This is a genomic window from Mycobacterium sp. GA-1841 (assembly GCF_001954135.1).
In the GTDB taxonomy this organism is placed as follows: domain Bacteria; phylum Actinomycetota; class Actinomycetes; order Mycobacteriales; family Mycobacteriaceae; genus Mycobacterium.
The window spans coordinates 61337-79207 of sequence record NZ_MBEQ01000015.1; the positions used below are offsets into that span (position 1 = coordinate 61337).

17 protein-coding genes are annotated in these 17871 nt (G+C 66.8%); 14 read left to right on the forward strand and 3 right to left on the reverse strand.

Features of this window, described 5'->3' with window-relative positions; genetic code table 11:
* The first annotated feature begins 267 nt into the window (after positions 1-267).
* The 5 genes from A5740_RS03795 to ahcY all read left to right on the forward strand — a co-directional run bounded on the left by A5740_RS03795 (position 268) and on the right by ahcY (position 4065).
* On the forward strand, positions 268-1416 hold the full coding sequence (locus A5740_RS03795) for an alkane 1-monooxygenase (RefSeq protein WP_254849070.1): 1149 nt from the start codon (positions 268-270) through the stop codon (positions 1414-1416).
* A complete protein-coding gene (locus tag A5740_RS03800; protein ID WP_076191620.1) occupies positions 1413-1586 on the forward strand; it encodes a rubredoxin in 174 nt (57 codons plus the stop codon). The genes A5740_RS03795 and A5740_RS03800 overlap by 4 nt, the downstream gene beginning before the upstream one ends.
* On the forward strand, positions 1583-1768 hold the full coding sequence (locus A5740_RS03805) for a rubredoxin (RefSeq protein ID WP_076191621.1): 186 nt from the start codon (positions 1583-1585) through the stop codon (positions 1766-1768). Before A5740_RS03800 ends, A5740_RS03805 begins: the two co-directional genes overlap by 4 nt.
* A 77-nt stretch (positions 1769-1845) precedes the next feature.
* Positions 1846-2469 (forward strand): TetR family transcriptional regulator, encoded by a 624-nt coding sequence (locus A5740_RS03810; RefSeq protein WP_076191623.1) that lies wholly within the window; start codon positions 1846-1848, stop codon positions 2467-2469.
* Between the two features lie 138 nt (positions 2470-2607).
* Positions 2608-4065, forward strand: a complete 1458-nt coding sequence (ahcY, locus tag A5740_RS03815; RefSeq protein WP_076191624.1) for an adenosylhomocysteinase — start codon at positions 2608-2610, stop codon at positions 4063-4065.
* 105 nt (positions 4066-4170) lie between these two features.
* Here ahcY and A5740_RS03820 read toward each other — a convergent pair whose 3' ends face one another.
* Positions 4171-4392: a hypothetical protein gene (locus A5740_RS03820; protein WP_076191626.1), complete on the reverse strand. Its 222-nt coding sequence runs from the start codon at positions 4390-4392 to the stop codon at positions 4171-4173.
* Positions 4393-4430: 38 nt separating this feature from the next.
* A complete protein-coding gene (locus tag A5740_RS03825; protein ID WP_076191628.1) occupies positions 4431-4865 on the reverse strand; it encodes a DUF4189 domain-containing protein in 435 nt (144 codons plus the stop codon).
* Positions 4866-4995: 130 nt separating this feature from the next.
* On the opposite strand from A5740_RS03825, the gene A5740_RS03830 reads away from it, so the two are divergent.
* From A5740_RS03830 to secA, 9 genes are all read left to right on the forward strand, one after another.
* Positions 4996-6264, forward strand: a complete 1269-nt coding sequence (locus tag A5740_RS03830) for an amidohydrolase (RefSeq protein WP_076191629.1) — start codon at positions 4996-4998, stop codon at positions 6262-6264.
* A 126-nt stretch (positions 6265-6390) separates the two neighbouring features.
* Positions 6391-7704: a lipase family protein gene (locus A5740_RS03835; protein ID WP_083653929.1), complete on the forward strand. Its 1314-nt coding sequence runs from the start codon at positions 6391-6393 to the stop codon at positions 7702-7704.
* A gap of 18 nt (positions 7705-7722) precedes the next feature.
* Positions 7723-8355: a dTMP kinase gene (locus tag A5740_RS03840; protein ID WP_076191631.1), complete on the forward strand. Its 633-nt coding sequence runs from the start codon at positions 7723-7725 to the stop codon at positions 8353-8355.
* 52 nt (positions 8356-8407) lie between these two features.
* Entirely contained in the window at positions 8408-9094 is a 687-nt protein-coding gene (gene mtrA / locus A5740_RS03845) for a two-component system response regulator MtrA (RefSeq protein WP_019343547.1), read from the forward strand.
* Positions 9091-10764 carry an MtrAB system histidine kinase MtrB gene (gene mtrB, locus A5740_RS03850; RefSeq protein WP_076191633.1) on the forward strand — a complete coding sequence of 558 codons (1674 nt, stop codon included), beginning with the start codon at positions 9091-9093 and terminating at the stop codon, positions 10762-10764. The genes mtrA and mtrB overlap by 4 nt, the downstream gene beginning before the upstream one ends.
* Positions 10761-12521, forward strand: coding sequence for an MtrAB system accessory lipoprotein LpqB (lpqB, locus tag A5740_RS03855; protein ID WP_076191634.1), 1761 nt, complete (start codon positions 10761-10763; stop codon positions 12519-12521). The genes mtrB and lpqB overlap by 4 nt, the downstream gene beginning before the upstream one ends.
* Before the next feature lie 141 nt (positions 12522-12662).
* Positions 12663-13304 (forward strand): ComF family protein, encoded by a 642-nt coding sequence (locus A5740_RS03860; RefSeq protein WP_076191786.1) that lies wholly within the window; start codon positions 12663-12665, stop codon positions 13302-13304.
* A 325-nt stretch (positions 13305-13629) separates the two neighbouring features.
* Entirely contained in the window at positions 13630-14277 is a 648-nt protein-coding gene (hpf, locus tag A5740_RS03865) for a ribosome hibernation-promoting factor, HPF/YfiA family (protein WP_175616158.1), read from the forward strand.
* Positions 14278-14438: 161 nt separating this feature from the next.
* A complete protein-coding gene (secA, locus tag A5740_RS03870; protein ID WP_076191637.1) occupies positions 14439-17309 on the forward strand; it encodes a preprotein translocase subunit SecA in 2871 nt (956 codons plus the stop codon).
* On the opposite strand, the gene A5740_RS03875 is transcribed toward secA, so the two are convergent.
* Positions 17306-17800 carry an Rv3235 family protein gene (locus tag A5740_RS03875; RefSeq protein WP_139334908.1) on the reverse strand — a complete coding sequence of 165 codons (495 nt, stop codon included), beginning with the start codon at positions 17798-17800 and terminating at the stop codon, positions 17306-17308. The genes secA and A5740_RS03875 overlap by 4 nt on opposite strands.
* Between the last annotated feature and the right edge of the window lie 71 nt (positions 17801-17871).

The window sequence follows — 17871 nt, forward strand, 5'->3', positions numbered from 1 at the left end:
TTGCAGCCAGGGACAGATCTCGGCCCGATCCTGTCCCTGGCTGCAATCTCGGTGTTCACCGTTCCGCCGCGCGGTTCGATCAATGGCGTCGCGCGCGTCGGCCTCTTTACAAAACATGTATCTGTGTCTAGACAAGCGACAACGGAGCTCATATAGTCAAGTCATTGCAGTGATAGCTCTCACACAAGGAGGCTCATCGTGGTGGCAGAACTTCCCACCGGCTCAGAGGTCCGGGAATGGCGGGACCGCAAACGGCACCTGTGGCTCATGGGGCTGATCGCCCCGACGGCGATATTCGTCATGCTGCCGCTGGTGTGGGCGCTCAACCACGCCGGTTGGCATATCGCCGCGCAGGTGCCGCTGTGGATTGGGCCGATCCTGGTCTACGTCCTGCTGCCGGTGCTGGACCTGCGGTTCGGCCCCGACGGCCAGAATCCGCCCGATGAGGTGATGGAGCAGCTGGAGAACGACAAGTACTACCGCTACTGCACCTACGTCTACATCCCGTTCCAATACGCCAGCGTCGTCATGGGCGCCTACTTGTTCACCGCGTCCGACCTGAGCTGGCTCGGGTTCGACGGTGGCCTCGGCTGGCCGGCCAAGATCGGCATCGCGCTGTCGGTCGGCGTGCTCGGCGGCGTCGGCATCAACACCGCCCACGAGATGGGGCACAAACGCGACTCGCTGGAGCGCTGGCTGTCCAAGATCACGCTCGCTCAGACCTGGTACGGCCACTTCTACATCGAGCACAACCGCGGCCACCACGTCCGGGTGGCCACGCCCGAAGACCCGGCCTCGGCGCGCTTCGGCGAGACCTTCTGGGAGTTCTTGCCGCGCAGCGTGTTCGGTAGCCTGCGCTCGTCCTGGGAGCTGGAGGCCCAGCGTTTACGACGGCAGGACCGCTCGCCGTGGCACTGGTCCAACGACGTGCTCAACGCCTGGGCGATGTCGGTGGTGTTCTGGGGCGTGCTGATCGCGATCTTCGGTGTCGGGGTGATCCCGTTCATGCTCATCCAGGCCGTCTACGGCTTCAGCCTGCTGGAGTCGGTGAACTACCTGGAGCATTACGGACTCTTGCGGCAGAAGTTGCCCAGCGGCCGCTACGAACGGTGCGCACCCGTGCACAGCTGGAACTCCGATCACATCGTGACCAACCTGTTCCTGTATCACCTGCAGCGGCACAGCGATCACCACGCCAACCCGACCCGCCGGTACCAGACGCTGCGCAGCATCGACGGAGCACCGAATCTGCCCAGTGGCTACGCATCCCTGATCGGGCTCACTTACCTGCCGCCGTTGTGGCGCAAGGTGATGGACCACCGGGTGCTCGAGCACTATGACGGCGACATCACTCGCGTGAACATCCAGCCGCGGCTGCGTGAGAAGGTCCTGACCCGGTACGGGGTCAAGGCATGAGCGCCTATCGGTGCCCCGGCTGCGGCTACGTCTACGACGAAGCCAAAGGTGCACCGCGCGAAGGCTTCCCGGCCGGCACCCGGTGGGACGACGTGCCCGATGACTGGTGCTGCCCGGACTGCGCGGTGCGGGAGAAGATCGATTTCGAACCGATGGGAGCAGTGAAATGACCCAGCCGTACAAGCTGTATGTCTGCGTGCAGTGCGGGTTCGAGTACGACGAGGCCAAGGGCTGGCCGGAGGACGGCATCGCCCCGGGCACCCGCTGGGACGACATCCCCGAGGATTGGAGCTGCCCGGATTGCGGCGCGGCGAAGACGGATTTCGAGATGGTAGAGGTCGCGCGGCCGTGATCGTTCCGAGGACCGCTTCGAGTGTCGCATCCAGCGACGGGCTCGAAAGTGGCCTCGGAAGCGATATTGTCGCCCGTGTGAGTCGGCCGCGAGACAAGCAACGCATCCCGTACGCCGAAGCGTCCCGGGTGCTGTTACGAGACTCGATTCTCGACGGCATGCGCGAGCTGCTGGTGTCCCGCGACTGGTCGGCGATCACGCTCTCGCACGTGGCCAAGGCCGCCGGGATCAGCCGGCAGACGATCTACAACGAGTTCGGCTCCCGCCAGGGCCTGGCCGAGGGCTACGCCATGCGGCTGGCCGATCGGCTCGTCGACGCGGTCGAGGATGCGATCAACCACAACGTCGGCGAGGTCCATGCGGCGTTCCTGGAAGGGTTCCGGGCCTTCTTCCTCGAGTCCGCCGCCGACCCGCTGGTGATCTCGTTGCTCACCGGGGCCTCCAAACCCGACCTGTTGCAGATCATCACCACCGGGAGTGGACCGATCATCTCCCGGTGCTCACAGCGGTTGACCGGAACGTTCCAGAGCAGCTGGATCAAGGCCAGCGACGAAGATGCCGGCGTGCTGGCCCGGGCGATCGTGCGGCTGGCGATGAGCTACGTCTCGATGCCGCCCGAGGCGGACCACGATGTGGCCGGTGACCTGGCCCGACTCATGACGCCGTTCGCCGAGCGCTACGGTGTCATAGATACCCCGTAGCTGTCAGAGCGCCGCCGCTGTGAAATACGCATTGAGCGCCTGTCCCGCGAGCCCGCAGGCTAGAGGTATCGGCATGAGGCGTTGCCGCTGGGCGCACCCGTGCGGTTGGAAGCAATCACGACTGAAAGAGGGCTCTACATGACTGAGTTGAAGGCCGACAGCCGGAACGGCATCGACTACAAGGTTGCCGACCTCTCGCTGGCCGACTTCGGCCGCAAGGAGATCCGCCTGGCCGAGCACGAGATGCCCGGCCTGATGGCGCTGCGTCGCGAATACCACGATGTGCAGCCGCTCAAAGGGGCGCGCATCTCCGGATCGCTGCACATGACCGTGCAGACGGCGGTGCTGATCGAGACCTTGACGGCGCTCGGCGCCGAGGTGCGCTGGGCCTCCTGCAACATCTTCTCCACCCAGGACCATGCCGCGGCAGCCGTCGTCGTCGGCCCGCACGGCACGCCGGAGGAGCCCAAGGGCACCCCGGTCTTCGCCTGGAAGGGCGAGACCCTGGAGGAGTACTGGTGGGCCGCCGAGCAGATGCTCACCTGGGAGGGCGAGCCGGCGAACATGATCCTCGACGACGGCGGCGACGCCACCATGTTGGTGCTGCGCGGCGCGCAGTACGAGAAGGCCGGCGTGGTGCCGCCCGCCGAGGATGACGACTCGGCCGAGTGGAAGGTCTTCCTCTCGCTGGTGCGCAAGCGCTTCGAGACGGAGAAGGACAAGTGGACCAAGATCGCCGCGTCGGTCAAGGGTGTCACCGAGGAGACCACCACCGGCGTGCTGCGGCTGTACCAGTTCGCTGCCGCGGGTGAGCTGGCGTTCCCGGCGATCAACGTCAACGACTCGGTCACCAAGAGCAAGTTCGACAACAAGTACGGCACCCGGCACTCGCTGGTCGACGGCATCAACCGTGGCACCGACGCGCTGATCGGCGGCAAGAAGGTGCTGATCTGCGGTTACGGCGATGTGGGCAAGGGCTGTGCCGAGTCGCTGGCCGGTCAGGGCGCACGCGTGCAGGTCACCGAGGTCGACCCGATCAACGCCCTGCAGGCGCTGATGGACGGTTACGACGTGGTGACCGTCGAAGAGGCGATCGGCAACGCCGACATCGTGGTGACGGCGACCGGCAACTTCGACATCATCCTGCTCGAGCACATGAAGGCGATGAAGGACCACGCGATCCTGGGCAACATCGGCCACTTCGACAACGAGATCGACATGGCTGCCTTGGAGAAGTCCGGTGCGGTGAAGCTGAACATCAAGCCGCAGGTCGACCAGTGGACCTTCGACGACGGCAAGTCGATCATCGTGCTGAGCGAGGGCCGCCTGCTCAACCTCGGAAACGCCACGGGACACCCGTCATTCGTGATGAGCAACAGCTTCTCGAACCAGGTGATCGCCCAGATCGAGCTGTGGACGAAGAACGACGAGTACGACAACGAGGTCTACCGCCTGGCCAAGCACCTCGACGAAAAGGTGGCGCGCATCCACGTCGAGGCGCTGGGTGGCTCGCTGACCAAGCTCACCAAGGAGCAGGCCGAGTACATCGGCGTCGATGTCGACGGCCCGTACAAGCCGGAGCACTACCGCTACTGAGTTACTGAGGTAGCGCGAGCAGTACCGCGCAAGCGGGAGGTACCCGCAGCAAAAGTGCCCATAATCTACGGATTGTGGGCACTTTTGTGTGCGCCGGTGACGTTGCTAGGTGCCCGGCAGACCGAGCCACGGGAACACCGGCTGGGCGGCCGGGGGTGCGGTTGTTCCCGGCCTGGCTTTGATCGAGACACTTCCGTTGGTCTCGCAGATCGTCGTCGTGCCGCCGCTGCTGCTGCAGGTCGGACGGGCGTCGGCGATCGGGGCCGACACGACCGCCGCGATGGCCAGGGTGGCGGCGAGCAGGGCTGATCTGGCTGGATTGGTCATGTGTTTTCTGCCTTTCACCCGCGTGCGGCGAACACACATCACGGGCAGTCCGATATGACGACTGCGGCGGCCGGACCGACGGGCATGTTCTGTGCCGCGGCCCGCCGGACCGCATCCTCACGAGCCGCCTCGACCGTGGCCCCGGCACCGCCGACCACGACATCGCTGGCGTCGTCGGCAACCGAGACGATGCACAGGTTGTCGTTGGTCTCTGCGTCGCTGGTGCAGTCTCCGCCGCTGGCGGCCTGGCATTTGGCGACCACGGCCTGGGCGGCCTCGGCGCGGGTGTCGCCGGTGGCCCGGAAACCCACCAACGCGTCATGGAATGTGCCGGTGCCGACCGCCGCGTAGCTGTCGTCGTCGGAGTTCTCCACGACGCCGCCCGGCCCGCCCTCCCAGGCGGTAGGGATCGAGACTCCCGCGACGATGATGCCTGCGGCGCCGAGAGCGGCGAGGTGACGGATTGTGGCCATGTCGGGGTTTACCCGTGGAAGACGAGCCGAAACCGGCTGCCTTGTCCCGACGAACGCCCACCGTGCTGATCAGGCCGAGCACCGGCAGCAACGGCGTTTCGGTCGACATCCGCGGTGGTAACCCAGCCCCGTGACCGCAGCAGCGCAAGCCGTCGATGCCGTGCTCGACGGCTTGGACCGGATTCGCTCGTGGCAGGAGAGCCTGTACCGGGACTTACATGCACATCCGGAGTTGTCACACCGGGAATCCGAAACCGCGGCCAAAGTCGTCGACCGGCTCGACGAGTTCGGTTACGACGTTCACGACGGCGTCGGAGGCACCGGTGTGGTCGGCATTCTCACCAACGGGGACGGGCCCACCGTGCTGTTGCGGGCGGACATGGACGCGCTGCCCGTGCAGGAGGACACCGGACTCGCCTACGCCAGCACCGTGCGGGTCACCGATAACCAGGGCACCGACGTCCCGGTGATGCATGCCTGCGGCCACGATGTCCACGTGACCGCTCTGCTCGGTGCGGCCCAGCTGCTCGCGGAGGGTCGCGAGCACTGGCAGGGGACACTGGTGGTGCTGTTCCAGCCGGCCGAGGAGACCGGTGACGGTGCCCGGGGGATGGTCGACGACGGATTGGCCCAGCGGCTGCCCAAGGTCGATGTGGCGTTCGCGCAGCATGTCCTTCCCGCGCCGGCCGGCCGGGTGGGCACTCGCGTCGGCCCGGTGCTGTCCGCTGCCGACAGTATGCGGATCACCGTATACGGCAAGGGTTCTCACGGCTCCATGCCACAGTCCGGCATCGATCCGGTGGTGCTCGCGGCGATGATCGTCATCCGCCTGCAAACCGTCGTTTCCCGCGAGGTCGCCCCGGGGAACCGGGCGGTGCTCACCATCGGCAGCCTCCACGCCGGTACCAAAAGCAATGTGATCGCCGACCGAGCTGTGCTCGAGCTCAACATCCGCACCTACGACGAGCCGACCCGCACCTCGATGCTCGACGCCATCCGCCGGATCGTCACCGCTGAATGCGCGGCCTCGGGATCGCCGAAGGAGCCGGAATTCGAACTGTTCGACCGGTTTCCGTTGACCGACAACGACGTCGAGGTCACCACTCGGGTGGAGTCGGCCTTCTGCGCCTACTTCAAAGACCGGTGGGACCGGATGCCGCAGGGCAGTGCCAGTGAAGATTTCAGCGACATCCCCGTCGCACTCGGTACGCCGTACACCTACTGGGGTATCGGCGGTATCGACCCCGAGACCTACCGTGCCGCGGCCGATGACGGACGTGTCGACCAGGACATCCCGGTGAACCACTCGCCAATGTTCGCTCCCGTCATCCAGCCGACGCTGGACACCGGCACCCAGGCCCTCGTCGTCGCGGCCCTGGCCTGGCTCGAAAAGGGTTGATACCCCGCGAAGTCCGGAAGCCCAGGATTCCTGGGGGCCGGCGGGACGACGGTGCGACACGGCGCGGTCGGGGCCGGTGGGGGAATCGGCATCAATACCGCATCGATCTTGTTAAGGTTCTGCCTCATGGGTCGGGGGGTCGCCGCGATGGTCGGCGTGTTCATGTTGGCGTTGTTCACCGGATTGGCTCCCACCGCTTGGGCTGACCCGTCCAACGACGGCCACGACCCGATCTTCAACGAGGACGAGTACGTCGAGTTCTACACGCCGCCCGACCCCTTGCCGCCGGGATCGCCCGGGGATGTGCTCAAGTCCGAGCCGTCACGGCTGGTGTTGGAGCCGTCCGGTCAGCTTGGCATGATCGTCGCCGACGGAACGCGAATCATGTACCGCAGCACCGATGCTCGCGGTAACCCGATGGCGGTGACGGGAACTTATTTCGAGCCGCACAACCCATGGCCGGGGCAGGGGCCACGCCCGTTGATCGTCTACGGGCCCGGTACACAGGGGCAGGGCGATCAGTGCGCGCCGTCGCGACAGTTCAACCAGGGCATCCATTGGTCCCCGTGGCTGGACATCGCGTTCAACTATGAGGAGATGTTCGTCGCGACCATGGTGGCCCGTGGGTTTGCCATCGTGATGACCGACTACCAAGGGCTGGGCACGCCGGGGCTGCACACGTACGTCAACCGCGTCGCGGAGGGCAACGCGATGCTCGACGCCGGCCGGGCCGCGATGAAGCTGCCCGGCACCTCACTGGATCCGCATGGGCCGGTTGCCTTTTGGGGCTATTCGCAGGGCGGCGGGGCAGCCGCCTCGGCGGCCGAGCTCGCCTCGTCCTACGCGCCGGATCTGCATGTGGTGGGCAGCTACGCCGGTGCCCCGCCGGCCGACCTCAAGGAATTGTTCCCCTACGCCGACGGCAGTGCGCTGGTCGGCGTGGTGGGGTACGCGCTGAACTCGGTGATCACGAGTTATCCGGAGTTCGAGGACCTGATCCGCTCCAAGCTCACCCCGCGTGGTGCCGACCTGCTGCAGAAGGTGCAGGATCAGTGCATCGCCGAGACGATCACCAAATTCATGTTCCGGCACCTGCAGCCGTACTTCAACGTCGACATCTACCAGGCGGTGAACGAAGAACCGTTCAGCACCCTGTTCGACATGCAGAAGATCGGCCGATACAAACCGAACGCGCCGGTGCTGATCCTGAGCAACCGGTATGACCCACTGGTGCCGTGGACGGCGGCCAACCAACTCGGCCGGGACTGGTGTGAGAAAGGGGCCGACGTCCAGTTCTGGACCAACGAAGAGCCGCCGTTCTTGAACAAGCTGGTGATCAACCACGCACTGCCGATGCTGGTCGACGGTGAACGGGGCATGCAGTGGATCGCCGACCGGTTCAACGGATTACCGACCACGCCCAACTGCGGGGAGTTCTGACCGGGTTACGCTGCCCGCGTGCTCATCGCGATCGAGGGTGTCGACGGCGCCGGCAAGCGCACGCTGACCAATGGCCTACGGGCCTCGTTCGAGTCCGACCACAAATCGGTCGGCACGCTGGCGTTCCCGCGCTATCACCATTCGGTGCCCGCGGACCTGGCCGCCGAGGCGTTGCACGGCGCCCACGGGGATCTGGCCGACTCGGTCTATGCAATGGCGACCTTGTTCGCGCTCGACCGCGCCGGGGCGCGCGAGGAGATCGAACATCTGCAGGCCGCCTATGACGTCGTCATCCTGGACCGCTACGTCGCCTCGAACGCCGCCTACAGTGCGGCCCGGCTTCATCAAGACGGCGACGGCGACGTGGTGGCCTGGGTGCGCGAACTCGAGTTCGACCGTCTCAAACTTCCCGCGCCGGACTGGCAGGTGCTGCTCGACGTACCGACCGAGCTGGCCGCCCAACGCGCCGAGCATCGAGCCCACACCGAGGCCGACCGGGCCAAGGACGCCTATGAGCGTGACGGCGGGCTGCAGCAGCGCACCGGAGCGGTCTATGCGGCGCTGGCGGCCACCGATTGGTGCGGTCGGTGGGCCGTCGCCGGCCCGGATGTGGAGCCGGACGCCCTCGCTCGTCGGCTGAACAGCAGATAAAGCGGAGAAACCCGCGTGTGGTAGCCCGGTTTTGTCGCGTTCGGGTGACACCATGGACACCATGAGGCAAAGGATCCTTGTTGTCGACGACGACCCATCACTGGCCGAGATGCTCACCATCGTCTTGCGTGGTGAAGGATTCGACACCGCGGTGATCGGGGACGGCAGCCAGGCGCTGACCGCCGTCCGTGAACTGCGACCCGATCTGGTCCTGCTGGACCTGATGCTGCCCGGCATGAACGGTATCGACGTGTGCCGGGTGCTGCGTGCCGATTCCGGCGTGCCGATCGTCATGCTGACCGCCAAGACCGACACCGTCGACGTCGTGCTCGGCTTGGAATCCGGCGCCGACGATTACGTGATGAAGCCGTTCAAGCCCAAGGAGCTGGTGGCCCGGGTGCGGGCCCGGCTGCGCCGCAACGAGGACGAGCCCGCCGAGCTGCTGTCGATCAACGATGTCGAGATCGACGTGCCGGCCCACAAGGTGACCCGCCAAGGCGAGCAGATTTCGCTGACGCCGCTGGAATTCGACCTGCTGGTGGCGCTGGCACGCAAACCACGGCAGGTGTTTACTCGTGATGTGCTGCTCGAACAGGTGTGGGGATACCGTCACCCCGCCGACACCCGTTTGGTGAACGTGCATGTCCAGCGGTTGCGGGCCAAGGTTGAGAAGGACCCGGAGAACCCGCAGGTGGTGTTGACCGTTCGAGGAGTGGGATACAAGGCCGGACCCCCGTGATCTTCAGCTCCAGACGGCGCATCCGTGGTCGCTGGGGAGGTTCCGGCCCACTGTTGCGCGGATTGGGGACGCTCGGCAGGGCCCTGAGTCTGGTGTGGCGACGCTCGCTGCAGATGCGGGTCGTCACGTTGACGCTCGGTCTTTCGCTGGCCGTCATCATGGTTCTCGGCTTCGTGCTGACCAGTCAGATCACCGACCGGATCCTCGAAGTGAAGGTGAGGGCCGCCACCGAGGAGATCGAGCGGGCCCGCGTGACGGTGGGCGGCATCGTCGGCGGTGAGGAGAGCCGCTCGCTGGACAGCAGCCTGCAGCTGGCCCGCAACACCCTCATCGATCGCAAGGCCGACGCCCGGGCCGACGTGGCCGGCGCGTTCGACGCGGTGCTCATCGTGCCCGGCGACGGACCCCGCGAGGCCGCCGCGGCCGGGCCGGTCCAGCAGGTGCCCAAGGCCCTGCGCGATTTCGTCAAGGCCGGCCAGGTCAGCTACCAGTACGCCACGGTTTCCACCGATGGTTTTTCCGGGCCGGCCCTGATCGTCGGCAGCCCGGCCTCGTCGTCGGTGCCCAATCTTGAGCTGTACCTGATCTTTCCGCTCAACAACGAGGAGAGCACGATCTCGTTGGTGCGCGGCACGATGGCCACCGGCGGCGTGGTGTTGCTCGGCCTGCTCGCGGCGATCGCCCTGGTGGTGGCCCGCCAGATCGTGCAGCCGGTGCGCTCGGCTTCGCGTATCGCCGAGCGGTTCGCCGAGGGGCACCTGACCGAGCGGATGCCGGTGCGCGGCGAGGACGACATGGCGCGGTTGGCGGTGTCGTTCAACGACATGGCCGAGAGCCTGTCGCGGCAGATCCAGCAGCTCGAGGAATTCGGTAATCTGCAGCGCCGCTTCACTTCTGACGTCAGCCACGAGTTGCGCACACCGCTGACCACGGTGCGCATGGCCGCTGATCTGATCCATGACCACATCCACGACTCCGGCGAGGAACTCGACCCCGCGCTGCGCCGGTCCACCGAGCTGATGGTCAACGAACTGGACCGGTTCGAGACCCTGCTGGCCGACCTGCTGGAGATCTCCCGCCACGACGCCGGTGTGGCCGAACTGTCGGTGGAGTCGGTGGATCTGCGCTCGACCGTGCAGAGCGCACTGGACAACGTCGGGCATCTGGCCGCCGACGCCGAGGTCGAACTCGACGTCGACATGCCTGTCGACGAGGTGATCGCCGAGGTGGATCCGCGCCGGGTGGAACGTATCCTGCGCAATCTCATCGCCAACGCCATCGACCATGCCGAGCGCAAACCGGTACGCATCCGGATGGCCGCCGACGAGGACACCGTGGCGGTCACCGTCCGCGACTTCGGCGTCGGGCTGCGTCCCGGCGAGGAGAAGCTCGTGTTCAGCCGATTCTGGCGCTCGGATCCCTCGCGGGTGCGCCGCTCCGGCGGCACCGGGCTGGGCCTGGCGATCAGCATCGAGGACGCGCGTCTGCACCAGGGCCGGTTGGAGGCGTGGGGTGAACCGGGCAAGGGGGCGTGCTTCCGGTTGACGCTGCCCCTGGTCCGCGGCCACAAGGTGACCACGAGCCCATTGCCTCTCAAACCCGTTGCGGCGCAGCAGGGAACGCGTCGGCGTGCCAAACCAGACCGGGAGCCTGCGGAGGAGAGCGTGTGAAGCGGCTGCTGACGGTGCTGCTCGTCGGTGTGGTCGTTGTGGTGTCCGGATGCGCGGGAATCCCGAATTCGTCCTCACCCCAGGCGATCGGCACGGTTGAGAAGCCGGCGCCACCGAACCTGCCCAAGCCGGCCCCGGGCATGGACCCCGACGTGCTGTTGCGGGAATTCCTCAAGGCCACTGCCGATCCGGCGAACCGGCACCTGGCGGCCCGACAGTTCCTCACCGAGTCTGCCTCCAGCTCCTGGGACGACGCCGGCAGTGCACTGCTGCTGGACCGGGTGGTGTTCGTGGAAACCCGTAGTTCGGACCGGGTTTCGGTGAGCATGCGCGCCGACATCCTGGGATCCCTTTCCGATATGGGCGTTTTCGAGACGGGGGAGGGCGCCCTGCCGGACCCCGGTCCCATCGAGCTCGTCCAGACCCCGGCCGGCTGGCGGATCGACCGGCTGCCCAACGGGGTGTTCCTCGACTGGCAGCAGTTCCAGTCCACCTACAAGCGCAACACGCTCTACTTCGTCGACCCGACCGGCACCACGGTGGTGCCCGATCCGCGCTATGTGGCAGTGTCCGACCCCGATCAACTGGCCACCGAACTGATCTCCAAACTGGTGGCCGGCCCGCGGCCGGAGATGGCCAGGACCGTCCGCAATCTGCTCGACGACCCGTTGCGGCTGCGCGGGCCGGTGACGCGGGCCGACGGCGGCAAGACCGGTGTGGGGCGCGGCTACGGCGGCGCCCGCATCGATTTGGAGAACCTGTCGACCACCGATCCGCACAGCCGCCAACTGCTTGCCGCCCAGATCATCTGGACGTTGTCGCGGGCCGGTATCAGCGGCCCGTATGTGATCAACGCCGACGGTGCCCCATTGGACGACCGGTTCGCCGACGGCTGGGAAACCTCCGACGTGGCGGCCACCGATCCCGGCGCGGTGCCCGGCGCGGCAGCCGGTCTGCACGCGTTGGTCGACGGCTCGTTGGTGGCGCTGGATGGCCAGCGCACCACCCCGGTGCCCGGAGCCTTCGGCTCGGCGCCCAACCAGAAGTCGGCCGCGGTGTCGCGCAACGGACAGGATGCGGCCTCGGTCGTGGTGCTGCCGGATGTCCCCGAGACCACCGCCGCCTCACTGTGGATGGGTCCCCTGGGCGGCCCCACCGCCAAGGCCATCGAGGGCCGCACACTGAGCCGGCCGAGCTGGTCGCTGGACGCGGCGGTGTGGGTGGTGGTCGATGACGCCAACGTGGTGCGGGCGATCCGCGACGCGTCCGGCGTGCCGGCCCGGATTCCGGTCGACGTGGCGGCGGTCTCCACCCGCTATCCGGGCCCGATCACCGAGCTGCAGCTCTCGCGCGACGGCACTCGTGCGGCGATGGTGATCGGTGGCCAGGTGATCCTGGCCGGGGTCGAGCGGACGCCCGAAGGGCAGTTCCTGCTGACCTATCCGCGCCGTCTCGGTTTCGGGCTCGGCAACACCGTGGTCTCGCTGTCCTGGCGTACCGGTGACGACATCGTGGTGAGCCGGACCGATCCGGCGCACCCGGTGTCCTATGTCAACCTCGACGGCGTCAACTCCGACGGGCCGAGCCGGAATCTGCAAACCCCGGTGGGCACGGTCGCCGCCAATCCGTCGACGGTCTACGTCGCCGACCAACGCGGTGTGTTGCAGCTGTCGGCCTCGGTCAACGAGGAGAACCCGGGGTGGGTCGAGGTGCGGCCGCTGATGGTGCCGGGTTCGTTGCCCGTGCTGCCCGGCTGAGGTTTCGGCCACGCTCCGCCGGCCCGCCGCTTTCCACGCCTGGGCTGTGCCACAAGAGGATTCACGACCCTCCGGTGGAAATCGGCGATCAACGTGGCCGACGCCCGCGCAGATGTCGGACCCGGCGCGCACACTGCCCGCATGCTGGATCTCGTCCTGCCGTTGGAGTGCGGTGGCTGTGGGGCGCCCTCGACCCGATGGTGTCCGTCCTGCGCCGCGCAGCTGGCCGTCGCCGACGACGAGCCACACCTGATCTCACCGCGAACCGATCCCGGAGTGCCGGTGTTCGCGTTGGGCCGCCACGCCGGGGTGCGCCGCCGCGCCATCGTCGCGGCCAAGGAACACGGCCGCACCGACCTGATCGCCCCGCTGGCCGGTGCGCTGCACGCCGGCCTCCTGCGGCTGCTCACCTGGGGCATCGTCGGCGGATCCGACGGCACTCGGCTCGCCCTCGTGCCGGCGCCCACCCGGACCGCCGCGGCCCGACGTCGTGGTGGTGATCCGGTCCGCCGGATCGCCGTGTCGGCCGCTGCCGACCTGCCCGGCGTGCGGGTCGTACCCGCCTTGCGGCTGCGGCCATGGGTCCGCGACTCCGTGGGGCTGTCGGGTGCGGCCCGGCAGCGCAACATCGCCGGACGGGTGCGTCTGGTCAAGCCGATCGCCGGCGAAGTGGTGCTCGTCGACGACATCGTCACCACCGGCGCGACTGCGGCCGAGTCGGTACGCATGCTTGCCCGCGCCGGCGCCGACGTGTCCGCGGTGCTGGCCATCGCCCATGCGTGAGGGCGCCGGTCGTGTCGCTGCGATCAAACCCAAATGAAGAACTGAAAACACGTATTTGAAATGAGTGGCACGAGTGGGTGAACACGGACTACCGTCGGCAGCAACCACCCGTGAACACCTCACGGCGGCGCTCCTCACCACAGCGCCACTTCACCGCAAAACGGTAGGAGGTGAGTCCCCGACACCTTGCGCCGATGGGTGGAGCAAACTTCTTTCGGCCCATCGCCGCGATTCGTTGAGATGTCCGGCACGCGCACTGCGTGTGACAACTGAGAGAAACGAGTTGCCGAGTATGTCAACCCATTCCCCGGATTCAAGCGCCACCATGGTGGTCGATCGCGACGAGGTCGCCGACGCCGCCCCGGCGCCGAACGCAGAGGTTGTGGTCAAGGGACGCAACGTCGAAGTTCCCGATCACTTCCGCATCTACGTTTCGGAAAAGTTGTCGCGTCTGGAGCGGTTCGACCGCACCATCTACCTGTTCGACGTCGAGCTCGACCACGAACGCAACCGCCGTCAACGCAAAAACTGCCAGCACGTCGAGATCACGGCTCGAGGCCGTGGCCCGGTGGTGCGGGGCGAGGCCTGCGCCGACAGTTTCTATGCCGCGCTGGAGGCCGCGGCCGGCAAACTGGAGAGCAGGCTGCGCAAGAGCAAGGACCGCCGCAAGATCCACTACGGCGACAAAACCCCGGTCTCCTTGTCAGAGGCCACCGCACACGAGACGCCGTTCGACACCCAACCGGTGTCCGACGAGGCCGGCTCGACCTTCGACGGCCAGGACGAGCACGAGCCGGGCCGCATCGTGCGGATCAAGGAACACCCGGCGAAACCGATGACCGTCGACGATGCCCTCTACGAGATGGAGCTGGTCGGCCACGATTTCTTCCTGTTCCACGACAAAGAGAGCGACCGGCCGTCGGTGGTCTACCGCCGTCACGCCTACGACTACGGGTTGATCCGGCTGGCCTGATCGGCAGCTGATGCGAAGGCGCACCCCGGAGCGATCCGGGGTGCGTTTTCGACTTCGGCGGTGACTACAACCAGCGGCTTCGACGGGTCACCTACGATGGAGCTCAACTAAGCCCGTGCGATCCCGCCCACGGGATCCATCGAACCCACAGGGGAAATAGCGTGCTGTCGAAGTTGCTCCGTCTCGGTGAAGGCCGCATGGTCAAGCGCCTCAAGAAGGTCGCCGACTATGTCGACTCCCTGTCCGACGACATGGAGAAGCTCTCGGACGCCGAGCTGCGAGCCAAGACCGATGAGTTCAAGAAGCGGATCGCCGGTGGTGAGGACCTCGACGACCTGCTGCCCGAGGCGTTCGCCGTGGCGCGCGAAGCCGCCTGGCGGGTGCTGAGCCAAAAGCACTTCGAAGTCCAGATCATGGGTGGAGCGGCCCTGCACTTCGGCAACGTCGCCGAGATGAAGACCGGTGAGGGCAAGACGCTGACCGCGGTGCTGCCGGCCTACCTCAACGCGCTGAGCGGCAAGGGCGTCCACGTCGTCACGGTCAACGACTACCTGGCCAAACGCGACAGCGAGTGGATGGGCCGCGTGCACCGGTTCCTGGGCCTCGACGTCGGCGTCATCCTCTCGGGCCTGACCCCTGAAGAGCGCAGGACGGCGTACCACGCCGACATCACCTACGGCACCAACAACGAGTTCGGTTTCGACTACCTGCGCGACAACATGGCGCACTCCACCGAAGACATGGTCCAGCGTGGCCACAACTTCGCCATCGTGGACGAGGTCGACTCGATCCTCATCGACGAGGCCCGTACCCCGCTGATCATCTCCGGACCCGCCGACGGCGCCTCCAACTGGTACACCGAGTTCGCGCGGCTGGCCCCGTTGATGGAGAAGGACACCCACTACGAGGTCGACATCCGCAAGCGCACCATCGGTGTGCACGAGCTCGGTGTGGAGTTCGTCGAAGACCAGCTCGGTATCGAGAACCTGTACGAGGCCGCCAACTCGCCCCTGGTCAGCTACCTCAACAACGCCATCAAGGCCAAGGAGCTGTTCCAGCGCGACAAGGACTACATCGTCCGCGACGGCGAGGTGCTCATCGTCGACGAGTTCACCGGCCGTGTGCTGTTGGGCCGCCGCTACAACGAGGGCATGCACCAGGCCATCGAGGCCAAAGAACACGTCGAGATCAAGGCCGAGAACCAGACGCTGGCCACGATCACGCTGCAGAACTACTTCCGGCTGTACAACAAGCTGTCCGGCATGACCGGTACGGCCGAGACCGAGGCCGCCGAGCTGCACGAGATCTACAAGCTGGGTGTGGTGCCGATCCCGACCAACAAGCCGATGGTTCGTCAGGATCAGTCCGACCTGATCTACAAGACCGAGGAAGCCAAGTACATCGCCGTCGTCGACGACGTCTCCGAGCGGTACGAGAAGGGCCAGCCGGTCCTGATCGGCACCACCAGCGTCGAGCGTTCCGAGTACCTGTCGCGGCAGTTCACCAAGCGCAAGATCCCGCACAACGTGCTCAACGCGAAGTACCACGAGCAAGAGGCGAACATCATCGCCGAGGCCGGGCGGCTCGGCGCCATCACGGTCGCCACCAACATGGCCGGTCGCGGTACCGACATCGTGCTGGGCGGCAACGTCGACTTCCTGGCCGACAAGCGGCTGCGCGACAAGGGCCTGGACCCGGTGGAGACGCCCGAGGACTACGAGGCGGCCTGGGACGACACCGTCAACACCATCAAGGAAGAGGCCGGCAAGGAAGCCGAGAAGGTCGTCGAGGCCGGCGGGCTCTACGTGCTGGGCACCGAGCGGCACGAGTCGCGTCGTATCGACAACCAGCTACGCGGTCGCTCGGGCCGCCAGGGCGACCCGGGTGAGTCCCGGTTCTACCTGTCGCTCGGGGACGAGTTGATGCGACGGTTCAACGGCGAGACGCTGGAATCGCTGCTCAACCGCCTGAACCTGCCCGATGACGTGCCGATCGAGGCCAAGATGGTCAGCCGGGCGATCAAGAGCGCGCAGACCCAGGTCGAGCAGCAGAACTTCGAGGTCCGCAAGAACGTCCTCAAGTACGACGAGGTGATGAACCAGCAGCGCAAGGTCATCTACAAAGAACGCCGCAAGATCCTCGAGGGGCAGAACCTCCAGGAACAGGCCCACGACATGCTCGTCGACGTCATCACCGCCTACGTCGACGGCGCCACGGCCGAGGGTTATGCCGAGGACTGGGACCTGGCCAAGCTGTGGGACGCGCTCAAGACGCTGTACCCGATCGGGATCGACCACAACGACCTGGTCGATTCCGACGCCGTCGGCGAGGCCGGCGAGCTGACCCGCGACGAGTTGCTCGACGCCCTGATCAAAGATGCCGAGCGGGCCTACGCCGAGCGGGAAAAGCAGCTCGAAGAGCTGGCCGGTGAGGGCGCCATGCGTCAGCTGGAGCGCAACGTCCTGCTCAACGTGATCGACCGCAAGTGGCGTGAGCACCTCTACGAGATGGACTACCTCAAGGAGGGCATCGGCCTGCGCGCGATGGCGCAGCGCGATCCGCTGGTCGAGTACCAGCGCGAGGGCTACGACATGTTCGTCGGCATGCTCGACGCGCTCAAGGAGGAGTCGGTCGGCTTCCTGTTCAACGTTCAGGTCGAGGCAGCTCCGGCGCCCGCCCAGTCAGTGGCGCCGGTGGCCGCCCCCAGCGGGCTCGCTGAGTTTGCCGCGGCCGCGGCGGCCAAGGCCGGAGGAACCGGTGAAGGTGCAGCCGCCGACGCGGAGTCGGGTGCGGTGGCCACGAAGGAACGCCCCGCTCAGCCGGCACCTGCCCTGCGCGCCAAAGGCATCGACAACGAGGCCCCGCCGCTGACCTACACCGGGCCGGCCGAGGACGGCTCCGCGGAGGTGCAGCGCTCCGGCGGCGGTGGACGGCATTCCGCGACGTCCGGCGGCACCCGCCGCGAGCGGCGGGAGGCGGCGCGCAAGCAGGCCAAGGCGGGCCGCCCGTCGAAGTCGCACCGCAAAAGCTAACCCAGTTGCAGCGCGGTGAGTTGCCAACGGCCACTGCGCAGTTCGATACGGCCGGCGATGGCGCGCACGCGCGCCCCGCGGGTGTAGGTGGCGAAGACCTCCGCCGCGTGCGGTGAGTCCGCCGGGCGCAGTCCGACCCGCCGCAGGCTCGCCGTGGTCGGCGGACGCGACCTGGTGGCCGAGACGATCGCGTCGACCAGCAGCTGGCTCATCAACGACTTCAGCTGTCCCGGTGGTCGGCGGCGGTCGACGACCTCAAGGACCTGACGCAGTGCGGTATCGGCGAACTGTGCCGCGCCGGGCTGCAATTGACGTTCCGGCTCGGGGCTGACCAACCGCAACCGGCGTGGGCTGTGGCCGTGCAGAACGGTCGGCACCGGGCATGCCACCGGGGCCGGCAGATGAGCCGGGCTGCCCAGCGGCAGGGCGGGTGGTTCGCAGTCGATGACCGGGGCGGTCAGGCACTGCGCAGCGCGTTTCGGGGTGGGCACAGGCAACCTCCAGCGGTCGGCATCACGGACGACATCTGCTGGAGAGGTGCAGATCTACCCATGATCGCATG

What these genes read in the sequence shown, in the direction of transcription:
- A5740_RS03800 (WP_076191620.1), top strand. Translation starts at nt 1,413, where the DNA reads ATGAGCGCCTATCGGTGCCCCGGCTGCGGCTACGTCTACGACGAAGCC.
- A5740_RS03825 (WP_076191628.1), bottom strand. Translation starts at nt 4,865, where the DNA reads ATGGCCACAATCCGTCACCTCGCCGCTCTCGGCGCCGCAGGCATCATC.
- hpf (WP_175616158.1), top strand. Translation starts at nt 13,630, where the DNA reads ATGGTGGTCGATCGCGACGAGGTCGCCGACGCCGCCCCGGCGCCGAAC.
- A5740_RS03805 (WP_076191621.1), top strand. Translation starts at nt 1,583, where the DNA reads ATGACCCAGCCGTACAAGCTGTATGTCTGCGTGCAGTGCGGGTTCGAG.
- A5740_RS03835 (WP_083653929.1), top strand. Translation starts at nt 6,391, where the DNA reads ATGGGTCGGGGGGTCGCCGCGATGGTCGGCGTGTTCATGTTGGCGTTG.
- A5740_RS03820 (WP_076191626.1), bottom strand. Translation starts at nt 4,392, where the DNA reads ATGACCAATCCAGCCAGATCAGCCCTGCTCGCCGCCACCCTGGCCATC.
- A5740_RS03795 (WP_254849070.1), top strand. Translation starts at nt 268, where the DNA reads ATGGGGCTGATCGCCCCGACGGCGATATTCGTCATGCTGCCGCTGGTG.
- mtrA (WP_019343547.1), top strand. Translation starts at nt 8,408, where the DNA reads ATGGACACCATGAGGCAAAGGATCCTTGTTGTCGACGACGACCCATCA.
- ahcY (WP_076191624.1), top strand. Translation starts at nt 2,608, where the DNA reads ATGACTGAGTTGAAGGCCGACAGCCGGAACGGCATCGACTACAAGGTT.
- A5740_RS03860 (WP_076191786.1), top strand. Translation starts at nt 12,663, where the DNA reads ATGCTGGATCTCGTCCTGCCGTTGGAGTGCGGTGGCTGTGGGGCGCCC.